The sequence below is a fragment of the Aureimonas fodinaquatilis genome (genome assembly GCF_008369445.1).
Lineage (GTDB): Bacteria > Pseudomonadota > Alphaproteobacteria > Rhizobiales > Rhizobiaceae > Aureimonas > Aureimonas fodinaquatilis.
The window spans coordinates 133,830-146,209 of record NZ_VTWH01000006.1 but is presented as its reverse complement, the minus strand read 5'-3'; the positions used below and the strand labels follow the sequence as shown (position 1 = coordinate 146,209).

The window sequence follows — 12,380 nt, the reverse complement described above, 5'->3', positions numbered from 1 at the left end:
TAACTTTGCAAACCAGTGGTAGCACAAGCTATTGCGGGAGCAATCCGGGAACGGCACAGTCACTGCATAAGTTCGGCAGGCATGGCTGACAGACGTGATATGATTTCCTGTCTGGTCGCCTCTGGCAGCGACAGAAGGGGCCGTGGTGGTGCGGCGTTGCTTAGCCCCATCTCATTGGCCAGCACATGCATGACCCGCAAACTGCTGTGGTTCCGGAACAAAGTCCAGATCGGTTCCAGCTCAGCGTTCAATCGGCGCGCTTCAACCGTGTTTCCAGCTTTGGCCGCATGCATGACTTTCAGGCAGACCTTTGGCCATAAACCGGCCAGAACACTGTACCATGCGTCCGCGCCGGCGATCATCGATTCAGTGCAAAGCCAGTCGCCACTATAGCCAATGGAAAATCCATCATGCGTCAGTTTTCTCTGATCAGCCAAATGCAGGGCGGTGTTCTGCGGCTCCTGACCCGGATTTTTAATTGCAATGATCTCCGGAAGTCTGGCGAGTTCACTGATAAGCGCATCAGAAAATTTGAAATGCGTGGTTCCGGGATTGTCGTATATGATCAGGGGAAGCTGGCTCTCGCGTGCAACGCTGGCAAAATGTTCATACACTTCGCTATCCGTTAGACCCGTATAGGAAACCGCAGCCAAAAGTCCGGCCGCGGCACCCATCGCCCGGGCATCCTGCGCCAGTGCGATCGCCTCATCCGTGCGCAGCGCGCCAACACCGACAATGACAGGAACGCTGCCGAACGTTTGCGACAAGGTGATTTCAAGGGCGCGACGGCGCTCCTGCCTGTTCAGATACATGTATGTGCCGGTGCTGCCCAGAAGGCCAATCGAGTCCACCCTGGCATCTGCCAGTCTTTTGACCAATCTGCCCAACGCCAAACAGTCGACTCGCCCCAGCGCATCTGCCGGCGTTAATGGAAATGCGCAAAGCCCCTGAAAAACTGTCATCGGACTATTTTTCCTGCCCGCATGGAATGAAAGGAAAGCCGGTGATCCGCATTTCGGTAGCAGGATTTTCTGCCGTGCGTTGCAGAACCTGAAAAATCTCTGCTGTTGCTTCCTGGGCGGCTTGCGCCAGCGGCTTATTCTCACAAAGCCGGGCTATCATCAAAGCCGTGAACAAATCCCCCGTGCCGCACGGGCGTATGGGCAGTCGCCGGACCGCCGTCCGGGCGAGGCCGTCAGTTGGCGACCATGTCACGCTTTCAACCATGCCAGGCGGCGTGTCATGCAGTACGCAGCCGGTGATTGCCCCGGATTGCACGCCGCGTGCAGCCAAGGCTTCCATTGCGTCGGCCAGTGCAGGCGCGGTGCGGGCGCTCAGGCCGGTCAGCAACTCCAGTTCATATTGATTGGGAGTCATCACCGTTGCCATTGGCACAAGCACATCGCGAAAGGCTGGTATCAAACCATCCTGGACAAAAATGCCGATATCATCGTCACCCATAACAGGATCGCAAACAAAGATCAGATCCGGATTTCTTTGCAGTGCGCGTTCAATGAATGCGGCAACCACAGCGGCGTTTTCAGCCGACCCAAGATAGCCGGTCACCACAACTTTTGCTTCATCAACCAGGCCGCGCTCTTCAACGCCTTGCAAAAGCGCTGCCACCAGCTCCGGTTCCAGTATCTTGCCGTGTATGGTCGGGTAATGCGGGTGGTTTGACAAAAGTGCCGTTGGCACTGCGGCCACTTCCAGGCCCTTGGCCTGCATTGGAAAAACCGCTGCACTGTTGCCAACATGGCCGTAGACAACCTGACTTTGAATAGAAATGACGTCCATTACAAACTCCCGGCGAAGCCTGGCCAATAATCAGAATCCGGTGTGGGTCGCCGACCAAAAATGGCTTGGCCCACGCGCACCACATCCGCGCCCTCCATAATTGCCTCTTCGAAGTCGCCAGACATGCCCATCGACAGTTCGGTCAAGGCTGCATTGTGCTTTATGGCTGTGTCGCGCAGGCGTCGAAGCCGCGCAAAACACGGGCGCACCTTGGCCATGTCCGTGCTGAACAGCGCCAAAGTCATCAACCCTCGTGGGCGCAGGCGGGGAAACAGCGCAAGCATGTCGGCAAATTCCGGCAAGTCATCTGGTGACAGCCCGAACTTGCTGTCTTCGTTCGATGTGTTGACCTGCACGTAAACGTCCAGCGTACGGTCTTCCAGTTCCAGCCTACTGTTCAGCAGTGCGGCAAGCTTCAAACTGTCGAGCGCGTGAAACTCCTGCGCGAACCGCGCCAGATATTTGGCCTTGTTGGTCTGAAGGTGGCCGACAACACACCAATCTATGGCCAGATCCTGCAAGGCCTCCTGCTTTGACATTGCTTCCTGAATTTTGTTTTCACCAAAAGACCGAAGGCCAGCCTGCCAGGCATGACGCAAAATCTCCGCAGGGACAGTTTTGGTAATGGGCAGAAGGCGGATGGACGTCGCATTGCGGCCTGATGCTGCGGCGGCGCGGGCAATTCGCGCCTGCACTTCTGCAATATTGTGCTGAAAGGTTGCGAGGGGGTCTGTGCCGAAGCGCTCTGCTGTTTCAGTTTCGAATAATGTGGCCATGGGTAATACGCGCCATCCTGACTTGAATTTCTTCAATTTATGGCAATAACTGGACCAATAGAAACGTCCAGTTAATGAGGAAAATAGTGGGCCAGTGATGACCAAGGGTCGTGTACGAACCTCACTCGGCGCCCGGCAGATATACGAGGCGCTGAAAGATCAGATCCGAAGTGGTGTTTTCGGCGATGATGGGCAATTGCCGTCATCACGAATACTGGCAAACGAGCTCTGCGTTTCGCGCACTACAGTCACCGCGGCTTACGAACAATTGCTGGCTGAAGGGTTCATAACTGTCAGGCAGGGCTCGCGCCCTCGGACAGCGGCGGCAGTTCATCCTGCGCCTCCAGTCAAAGCGCATCAGCCTTCAGCGGCCATGCACCTTTCTGCATTCGGTCAGCGGGTCAGCTCCATGCCAGAGCAACGGCGAAGCCAGGCGGCAGGCAGGCTGGTGGCAGATTTTCGATATGGAGATCTGGCACAATCAGACTTTCCGGCCGTCAATTGGAAACGGGCAATGAATGCCGCCATGGCGACCAGACCTGATCGGCTGGCATATGATGATCCGCGCGGATCGCAGCGCCTGCGCAAGGCTCTGCAGGGTTATTTGTGGCGCGCGCGTATGTTGCAGTGTGAACCGGAGCAGATCGTTGTCGTCAACGGTTCTCAGCAGGGGCTGGATCTGTGTGCGCGGTTGCTGCTGGATGCCGACGACAAGTTCGTGATTGAAAACCCGTGCTACGCGATGGCGCGCCAGATTTTCAGCAGCACCGGTGCTGCTGCTGTGCCGATTGATGTCGATGGTGAGGGGATGCAAACCGGGGCGCTTGCAGATGTTTCTGCCCGGCTGGCATATGTTACCCCGTCCCATCAGTTTCCGCTTGGTGGTGTCATGCCGGTTTCACGCCGGCAGCAATTGCTGGAATGGGCACAGCGCAATGATGCCTGCGTCATCGAGGATGATTACGACAGTGAATATCGCTACGATATCAGCCCGATACCGACTCTTTACGGGTTGGCGAAAAGCCATGTGATCTATCTCGGCACCATATCCAAAACGCTCTCTCCCATGCTGCGCATTGGCTATCTGGTGATACCGTATGATCTGCAGCAGGTTTTCGCCACGGCCAAACAACTGACAGATCGCCATTCGCCTGTAGCAGAGCAGGAGGCGCTGGCTTCGCTGATAGAAAGTGGGCTGTATGAACGGCATGTGCGCAAGGTCCGCCGGTTAAACGGCCAACGGCGTGAAATGCTCATGGGCGCATTGGCCAGAAGATTTGGCGATTCCATCAGCATTGAGGGCGCAGATGCTGGCCTGCATCTGGTGCTCTGGTTCAGGGATCTGCCCGCAGCACTGGAAAACGAACTGGTTGACGGCGCACGAGAGGCTGGCCTCGGCGTTTACTCCGTATCGCGCCTTTATCAGACCCCGGCTGCCGGCTTTCACGCCGGCTGCCTGGGTCTGATCATGGGTTACGCCGCATTGGATGCGCGCCAGATTGCGCGTGGTGTCGACATTCTGGCGCAGGTGGTTGCAAGAGTTCAGGCTTTCGCTTTCAAAGGCACATAGAGATCGCCGCCGCCACGATACTTCTCTGCCATTTCCATCATCCCCGCCTCGGCGCGGGCGGCATCGCGAATGTCATGACTGATTTTCATCGAGCAGAATTTTGGCCCGCACATCGAGCAGAAATGTGCCACCTTATGCGCATCCTTTGGCAAGGTCTCATCGTGAAACGCCCGTGCAGTGTCCGGGTCGAGTGAAAGATTGAACTGATCTTCCCAGCGAAACTCGAAACGGGCACGGGAAAGCGCGTCATCGCGTAAGCGTGCTGCCGGATGGCCCTTGGCAAGATCGGCTGCGTGAGCGGCGATCTTGTAGGTGATAACCCCGGTCTTCACGTCGTTGCGGTCCGGTAGTCCCAGATGCTCTTTCGGAGTCACATAACAAAGCATCGCAGTTCCGAACCAGCCGATCATCGCTGCCCCTATGCCGCTGGTGATATGGTCATAGCCGGGCGCAATGTCCGTGGTCAGCGGCCCGAGTGTATAGAATGGAGCTTCGCCGCACACGGCCAGTTGCTTGTCCATATTCTCCCTGATTTTGTGCATTGGCACATGGCCCGGGCCCTCAATCATCACCTGGCAGTCATGCTTCCAGGCGATCTGCGTCAGTTCGCCCAATGTTTCCAGCTCGGCAAACTGGGCGGTATCATTGGCATCGGCAATCGAGCCGGGGCGCAAACCATCACCCAGGCTGAAACTGACATCATAGGCACGCGCAATCTCGCAAATCTCTTCAAAATGCTCGTAGAGAAAGCTTTCACGATGGTGGTGAAGGCACCACTTGGCCATGATCGAACCGCCACGTGAGACGATGCCGGTCACGCGGTCCACGGTCAGCGGAATGTGAGCAAGCCGAACCCCGGCATGGATGGTGAAATAATCGACGCCCTGTTCGGCCTGCTCGATCAGCGTGTCGCGGAATATATCCCAGTTCAGGTTTTCAGCGATGCCTCCCACCTTCTCCAGTGCCTGGTAAATCGGCACGGTACCAATCGGCACGGGTGAGTTGCGGATGATCCATTCGCGGATATTGTGGATGTTGCGGCCGGTGGACAAGTCCATCACGGTGTCCGCACCCCAGCGAATGGCCCAGACCATTTTTTCCACCTCTTCCGCCATGGAGGAGGTAACTGCGGAGTTGCCGATATTGGCATTGATCTTGACCAGAAAGTTTCGGCCAATTGCCATTGGCTCGACTTCAGGATGGTTGATGTTGGCCGGAATGATGGCGCGCCCTCGTGCCACCTCGTCACGTACAAATTCCGGGGTGACGAAATCAGGAACAGCCGCGCCAAAACTATCGCCATCCCGGATCAGGCTTTTGTGCATTTCTGATCGCCCGAGATTTTCCCGAATGGCGACAAACTCCATTTCAGGAGTGATTATACCGGCGCGCGCATAGGCAATCTGACTGACTGCTTTTCCGCCAACTGCACGCCGGGGAGAATTGTGAACAGGAAACTCCGGCGTCAGCCTGTCGGCCGAAACGAAGCCATTATCAGCCGGCTTAACATGCCTGCCAATATATGCCTCCGTGTCAGCGCGTGCCGCTATCCAGCCATCTCGCAAGCGAGGCAGCCCGTGCTCAATGGAAACGTTCCCCTCCGGATCAGTGTAAGGGCCGGAGGCATCGTAGACGGTCAAGGGTGGCTCGATTGCGCTGGGATGCAGGGCAATTTCCCGCATGGGCACGCGAATATCGGGGTGCATCGCGCCAGGTTTGAACACTTTGGTGGAAGCGGGCAAAGGACCGGTCGTTACCGTTGGTGGAGTATAGGTCGTCATGTCAGGCTCCTCGCTGATCAGCGGTGGAGACCCAGCACGAACTGGAAGGGGGAATGAATGCCCGGCGACGTGACAATGATCCATAGCAGACCATAGGGGCATCCGCACCGTCCCTACGCCAGTATGAACTGGATCAGGTTCATCGGGTCCCTGCGCTGCCTTGCGGCCAGCAGTATCTCAGCCCCTTGTCGGGACACCCCTGGTGAGACCTGGATTTTGGGCAGGCCAAGCCCGCTTGTCAACTTGCCAGAAGCCTGACAGTCACAAATGCGAGCACACAATAGCGACCAGCCTTGGCAATCGTGACCAGCAGCACAAAGCTCCAGAACGGTTCTCGCAGAACCCCGGCCGCAACAGTCAGGGCATCCCCCACAAGAGGCGCCCAACTGAGAAGCAGGCTCCAGCGGCCCCATCGCCCATACCATCCTGTTGCACGCTCAAGTGCCTTGTCGCTGACCGGAAACCAGCGTCGATGTCTGTAATGCTCAATCCAGCGGCCAAGCAGCCAATTGGTTATGGAGCCGAGCACATTGCCGATTGTTGCTACAATCACCAGCAGAACCACGGATTGCTGACCCAGCACCAGAAGACCAACCAAAGCGGCTTCGGATTGGGCAGGGAGTATGGTTGCTGCAACAAAGGCGACGGCAAACAGCCCGGTCAGGGGAATCAAATCATCCACTTTTGCTAACCCTGACGAGGCCATACGGCATGAAGATCGTCGATCACATAGGCATGGGCATGGCGGTAGCCTGGAGTGGCATCGGCCAGATGTGGATGATCCGGCGGAAGATTGTCATGGCGATGCTCGACAATCTGCGGCTCTGATGCGGGCCAGACGACCAACGCTGTGGCAAGGGCAATGGATGCCAAGGCGGCAAGAAGACCTGCCGCCACTGGCAGGCCAAACACAGCTCCAGCCCAGCCCGCCAGTGAATAGGCCCCAAGCCAGCACAGATGCGAAAGAGCAAACTGGGCGGCAAAAAGTGATGGGCGGTCTTCTGCATGGGCGGAGCGGCGCAGCAGCCTGCCGGAAGGTGTCTGCGCTGTGGAGTAACCCAGTCCCAGAACAAACCATAAAACAAGCAGCCAGCCATAGCCGGGAAGCGTCGTTGCCATAAAAGTGCCTGCTGCCAGCACCAATGCGCCAGCCAGCATGACGGTGCGATCTGCCAGGGTTTCCAGAAGCCTTGGCAGTGCCAGAGCTGCCAGCATGGAACCGCCGCCGAATGCCGCAAGAGCAAGTGCAGTGGCCTGATTGTCCAGTGCGTAGGCGCCTTGCACATAGACCACGGTGTTGACAATCACCAATGCACCCGCCGCAGCAACGGCAAGGTTGATTGCCAGAAGACCGCGCAGCCTGGGCGTTGCCAGGTAAATGCGAATGCCGCGGGTTGTCCGGTCATAGATACCGCGTTTCTGCGCGGGTTTGGGGCTGGGCAGCACGACGCTTAACACCAGCATTGAAGAGATGGCGAAACCAATTGCCGTTGCGGCGAACAGGCTGTGAAATGAAATGAACGCCAACATCGCGGCGGCCAGTATCGGGCTGACCAGACTTTCCAGATCATAAGCCAGACGTGAAAGCGACAGTGCCCGCGTGTAGTCTTTTTCGTCAGGAAGAATGTCGGGAATTGTTGCCTGAAAGGTTGGCGTAAACGCGGCCGATGCCGATTGAAGCAGAAAGATCAGCACATAGACCTGCCAGATTTCGGTAACAAAGGGCAGGAGAATGGCAATTGCCGCCCGCACCACATCCAGCACGACCAGCATGGCCCGGCGAGGGAAACGCTCGGTCATTGCAGAAGCAACAGGTGCAATACAGACATAGGCGCACATTTTGATCGCCAGTGCGGTGCCGAGAACGGCTCCCGCATTCGCACCAGCCAGATTGAAAGCAAGCAGCCCAAGCGCCACCGTGGCTATGCCGGTTCCCACCAAAGCAACGATTTGCGCAAAAAACAGATACCGATAAGTCCGGTTTTTCAGAATTGACAGCATCTCAGCCACTTTTCGGCAAAAGGCAGCACAAAAACCCATGTCAGTGATTGTTAAGCTAGCTCACAGTGTGAAAAGGAAAGGTTAAGTCTGTGCTGCGTGATGCATGTGGACGAACTGATTCTGAGCCGATTGCCAACCGAACCTGAAGCATCTGTTCCATGAAAGAGGGACAAAATGTCACTGGGCGTAACGTCGCAATGTTCGTTATTTTGCCGCACATCCGGTTCTCCACTTCGGGTTCCGGCCGGAGTTCTCTATTGACCGACGACAGTTTACGCAGTGCGCTCAAGCGCCACACTCTCGATCTTCACCATATTCTGGAAAACGCAATTGGTTCATTTGACGATATTGAACAGTACAAGATCTATCTTGTCGGTAGTTTCCGGTTCCGGAGCGTCGTAGAGCCAGCCTTGAAAGATTCGGACTTCTGGTCTGCGCAACTGATATTGGATGCCATCAGCCACGATCTCGCCGATCTCGATCTGGCGCGCCCGACGCCGATTGATCCTGTGCTTGAATTTGGCTCTGAAGGCGAGAAACTTGGTGCATTCTATGTGCTGGAAGGTTCGTCCCTGGGCGCAAAGCTTCTTTTGCGCCGTGCCGCAGCGCTTGGCTTTGACGCAGAATGGGGTGCTCGCCATCTTGCCCTGCAATCTGCGGACATGAGGCGCTGGCAGGCTTTCCGTCAATTGTTGGAAACCGTTCCCAATGTTGACCATGCTGCGGCTTTGGCGGCAGCCAGGCGCGTTTTTCAAACTGCCCTTACCGCATACGAAAGTGACGTTAATGAGCGAGTTTAATGCAAGCGACCTGACCTCCTGCGATCGCGAACCAATTCATATACCCGGTGCGATTCAGCCATATGGGGTTATGTTGATTTCCGATCTCTCGGGAACAGTGGTTGGCTATGCAAACAGCGAGCAGAACGTTCTGGGCCGCGCCATTGCAGACTTGATCGGGCTGGATTGCACAGCCTCGGTGTCGGCCAGAGCCGGCCTTGTGGCACTTGGCGTCGTCACATTTGAGGGCTCGCTCTTTGATGCGGTGGCCTATCGCAGCGAAAATCATCTTGTTGTTGAATTGACGGCAACGGTTCGCGGTGAGGCGCTTGATGCTGCGTTTCTGGCAGACATGGAAACCATTGGTGTCAGTCTTGATCAGACGGGCTCACTTGGCGACCTGTCTCAGCAGGCCGCCCGTATTTTCCAAGAACTGACCGGTTACAGCCGCGTCATGATCTACCGGTTCACTGATGATGATGCGGGTGTTGTTCTTGGCGAAAGCATTAACGACCAGTCTGCCAGCTTCATGAATCACCACTTTCCTGCTTCGGACATTCCTAAACAGGCGCGGGCGCTTTACGTGCGCAACAAGGTGCGGGTGATTGCCGATGTGCATTACACGCCCGCGCCGGTTGTCAGCGCGAGCACGGATTTATCGTCCATCGATATGAGCGATTCCACCCTGCGCAGCGTTTCGCCGGTTCATATTCAGTATCTTAAAAACATGGGGGTCGCGGCTTCTGCATCCATGTCGATTGTTATTGACGGCATTTTGTGGGGTCTGGTGGCTTGCCACCACCATGAGCCAAGGGTCCTTTCCCTCACCACGCGGCTTGCCTGCCAGACAGTTGCCGCTGCCCTGGCCCGTCAAATCAAGACACGGGACGAAAACGAGCTTTACCGTGAGCGCATGCGCCTTCGTGCCCATGAGGACAGGGTCATTCGGCATCTGGGATCAAATGACGGGCTTGCCGGATTTTTTGAAAGTTCGGGCGAGGAACTGGCAACGTTGATGCATGCTGATGGCTTTGCCGCGGCCCAGGGAGGTGACATTTTCTGTGCGGGAAATTGCCCCGAAAACCTGGATTTGCGGGCTGTGGCCGAGCATGTACGGCAACCGGCGGCCATAAAGCCCTTTGTGACCAGCACGCTGTCAAAACGCATGCCGGGTGCAGAGGCATACAAGGATGTTGCCAGCGGCTTGCTGGCGGTGACTATGTCGACTGAGGTGCCAACCATTCTGATGTGGTTTCGTGCAGAGCAACTGCAAACCGTCAAATGGGCAGGCAATCCTCATAAGGACGTGGAATATTCACCCGATGTCACGCTGGCGCCCAGAGTATCTTTTGAAGCGTGGTCTGAAAGCGTTTCCGGCCGCTCGCGCGAATGGACGCATGCCGAAACGGAATCGGCGACCAGAATCGTCAAGCTGATGCTGGAAGTACGGAACAATCGGCGCATGCGGGAACTGAATCGCGAATTGACAACGACATTGCGAGAGAATGAAAGCCTGATCCAGCAGAAGGATTATCTGCTCAAGGAAGTGAACCACCGGGTGCAGAACAGTCTGGCGCTTGTGGCTGCATTTTTGCGGATGCAAAGCCGAAATGCCGACGCGGAAGTTAAAAAGCAGCTCGATGAGGCTCAAAGGAGACTGGTGTCTGTCGGTCTTGTGCATCGTCGCCTTTATCAGGCCGACAGTGTCAGCGTCATCGACCTCTCGCGCTATTTGGAAGAGCTGGTCGACGAATTGAAGACGACAATGGACGCCGACTGGGATAGGCGGATAACGGTGGATCTGACGCCAATTCTCATCAGCACGGACAAAGCCGTGCGGCTTGGCCTTGTGGTGAATGAGCTGATCACCAACGTTTCCAAATATGCCTATGACGGGCAACCCGGACCGGTTGTTGTGCGGCTGGAGCAGTTCCGGGAGAATCTGCGCCTTATCGTGTCGGACCGCGGCAAGGGTTACAGTGGCAAGACGGAAGGTACCGGGTTCGGGTCAAAGATGCTGACATCGCTGGTGCAGAGCCTGAACGGCACAATTCAGGCCGAAGACAACGCACCGGGCCTGAGGATTGTCATGACATGCCCCATTATGGATGCAGACGAAGCGCGCCATGCCGATGCCGGACTTGATTCAGTATGATTTTCATACTAAGCTTCCGCCGGGTTTACGGAGGAAGCAAGAATGGTTCACCATGCCGTCGTATCTCAAAAAGAATGGACACAGGCTCGCGTCTCACTGCTTGAAAAAGAAAAGGCACAAACGAGGCTGAGAGACGCTATCGCCGCCGAGCGTCGCGCTTTGCCCTGGGTGAAAGTTGAGAAAGATTATTCATTCGACACCGAAGACGGCCCCAGAAGCCTGAGCGATCTGTTCGATGGTCGCAGCCAGCTCATCATCAAGCACTTCATGTTTGGGCCCGAATGGTCAGAGGGATGCACCGGCTGCTCCTTTGAGATGGACCATTTTGAAGGCGCAATGCTGCATATCCCACACCATGATCTGACCCTTGTCGCTGTATCGCGGGCTCCTTTGAAAGAACTTCTGAAGTTCAGGCAACGTATGGGATGGACTATCCCGTGGGTGTCTTCGGCATCAAGCGACTTCAATTTCGACTTTGGTGTTTCGTTCACCGAAGAACAGCGAGCCGCAGGGCGCGTCGTCTATAATTATCGGGAAGAAAACTTTCAGATCGACGAATTGTCAGGACTGAGCGTTTTTTACAAGGACGAGGACGGTGTGGTTTATCACACATATTCGACCTTTGGGCGCGGCGCGGAGGAAATACTGACCAGCTATATGCTGCTTGACCTGACACCCAAAGGGCGCAATGAGACAGGCCCGAACCATAATCTGACCGACTGGGTGCTCCATCACGACAGATATGGCGACAATGGGCAGGTTGCCAATGCTGACAGGATTGAGGCAGAAGCAGGCGCGTGCTGCAAATCCTGATTGGCAACTGTGGGTCAGGGCCTCGGCGCTTGCACCAGGTTGTCATTGTGGTGTCCGGAGCGGTAGATGCCTGATCTGACCAGTCTTTTGGCCTTTGCGTTGATCGCACTGGGCATGGTTCTCACGCCCGGGCCGAATATGGTCTATCTGGTCTCCCGTTCGATTTCACAGGGACGAATGGCCGGTTGGATTTCCCTTGGCGGCGTTGCCGCCGGCTTCATATTCTATATGCTCTGCGCTGCATTCGGCATAACGGCGTTGGTCATGGCCGTGCCTTTTGCCTATGATGCCTTGCGCATTGCCGGCGCCGTTTATCTGCTTTTTCTTGCCTGGCAGGCCGTGAAGCCGGGCGGTCAATCGGCATTTGAAGTTCGGGTTCTTGTCAAAGACAGTCCACGCAGGCTGTTTGCAATGGGCTTTCTGACCAACCTTCTCAATCCCAAGATCGCCGTCATGTATCTGTCAATGCTGCCGCAATTCATTGATCCGGCAGCGGGCAGCGTGCTTGGTCAGTCGGTTATACTGGGCTTTGTACAAATAGCGGTCAGTGTCAGCGTCAATTCAGTCATCATCACGCTCGCCGGCTCAATCGCCGTTTTTCTGACGGCCCGCCCTGGCTGGATTCTGGTGCAGCGCTGGTTGATGGGATCTGTGCTCACTGCTTTGGCATTGCGGATGGCCACAGAGGCGCGTCGAGCCTGAACGCTG

The 12,380-nt window shown here is 56.1% G+C and carries 11 protein-coding genes and 1 riboswitch; of the genes, 5 read left to right on the top strand and 6 right to left on the bottom strand.

Going from position 1 to position 12,380, the window contains the following annotated elements:
• Positions 1-59: 59 nt before the first annotated feature.
• Genes FPY71_RS18085 through FPY71_RS18075 form a run of 3 tightly spaced genes read right to left on the bottom strand, consistent with a single transcriptional unit; the run spans position 60 to position 2,573 of the window.
• Positions 60-962: a dihydrodipicolinate synthase family protein gene (locus FPY71_RS18085; protein ID WP_149301745.1), complete on the bottom strand. Its 903-nt coding sequence runs from the start codon at positions 960-962 to the stop codon at positions 60-62.
• A 4-nt stretch (positions 963-966) separates the two neighbouring features.
• Complete coding sequence (pdxY, locus tag FPY71_RS18080) at positions 967-1,797, bottom strand: pyridoxal kinase (protein WP_149301744.1); 831 nt, start codon at positions 1,795-1,797, stop codon at positions 967-969.
• Positions 1,797-2,573: a YggS family pyridoxal phosphate-dependent enzyme gene (locus FPY71_RS18075; RefSeq protein WP_149301743.1), complete on the bottom strand. Its 777-nt coding sequence runs from the start codon at positions 2,571-2,573 to the stop codon at positions 1,797-1,799. Before FPY71_RS18075 ends, pdxY begins: the two co-directional genes overlap by 1 nt.
• A 97-nt stretch (positions 2,574-2,670) precedes the next feature.
• On the opposite strand from FPY71_RS18075, the gene pdxR reads away from it, so the two are divergent.
• Complete coding sequence (pdxR, locus tag FPY71_RS18070; RefSeq protein ID WP_149301742.1) at positions 2,671-4,143, top strand: MocR-like pyridoxine biosynthesis transcription factor PdxR; 1,473 nt, start codon at positions 2,671-2,673, stop codon at positions 4,141-4,143.
• Here pdxR and thiC read toward each other — a convergent pair.
• From thiC to FPY71_RS18055, 3 genes are all read right to left on the bottom strand, one after another.
• Positions 4,116-5,924 (bottom strand): phosphomethylpyrimidine synthase ThiC, encoded by a 1,809-nt coding sequence (thiC, locus tag FPY71_RS18065; RefSeq protein ID WP_149301741.1) that lies wholly within the window; start codon positions 5,922-5,924, stop codon positions 4,116-4,118. The genes pdxR and thiC overlap by 28 nt on opposite strands.
• A gap of 92 nt (positions 5,925-6,016) precedes the next feature.
• A riboswitch (TPP riboswitch) is annotated at positions 6,017-6,135 on the bottom strand.
• A 27-nt stretch (positions 6,136-6,162) separates the two neighbouring features.
• On the bottom strand, positions 6,163-6,606 hold the full coding sequence (locus FPY71_RS18060; RefSeq protein ID WP_425457914.1) for a YqaA family protein: 444 nt from the start codon (positions 6,604-6,606) through the stop codon (positions 6,163-6,165).
• Positions 6,607-6,611: 5 nt separating this feature from the next.
• A complete protein-coding gene (locus FPY71_RS18055; RefSeq protein ID WP_149301739.1) occupies positions 6,612-7,925 on the bottom strand; it encodes an MFS transporter in 1,314 nt (437 codons plus the stop codon).
• 257 nt (positions 7,926-8,182) lie between these two features.
• Between FPY71_RS18055 and FPY71_RS18050 the strand changes: the two genes are divergently transcribed.
• From FPY71_RS18050 to FPY71_RS18035, 4 genes are all read left to right on the top strand, one after another.
• A complete protein-coding gene (locus FPY71_RS18050; protein ID WP_149301738.1) occupies positions 8,183-8,725 on the top strand; it encodes a biliverdin-producing heme oxygenase in 543 nt (180 codons plus the stop codon).
• Positions 8,712-10,859: a histidine kinase dimerization/phosphoacceptor domain -containing protein gene (locus FPY71_RS18045; protein ID WP_149301737.1), complete on the top strand. Its 2,148-nt coding sequence runs from the start codon at positions 8,712-8,714 to the stop codon at positions 10,857-10,859. The genes FPY71_RS18050 and FPY71_RS18045 overlap by 14 nt, the downstream gene beginning before the upstream one ends.
• 42 nt (positions 10,860-10,901) lie before the next feature.
• The gene (locus FPY71_RS18040; protein ID WP_149301736.1) at positions 10,902-11,672 is read left to right on the top strand and encodes a DUF899 domain-containing protein; all 771 of its coding nucleotides are present in this window, start codon (positions 10,902-10,904) and stop codon (positions 11,670-11,672) included.
• Between the two features lie 66 nt (positions 11,673-11,738).
• Positions 11,739-12,374 carry a LysE family translocator gene (locus tag FPY71_RS18035; RefSeq protein ID WP_149301735.1) on the top strand — a complete coding sequence of 212 codons (636 nt, stop codon included), beginning with the start codon at positions 11,739-11,741 and terminating at the stop codon, positions 12,372-12,374.
• Positions 12,375-12,380 lie beyond the last annotated feature (6 nt).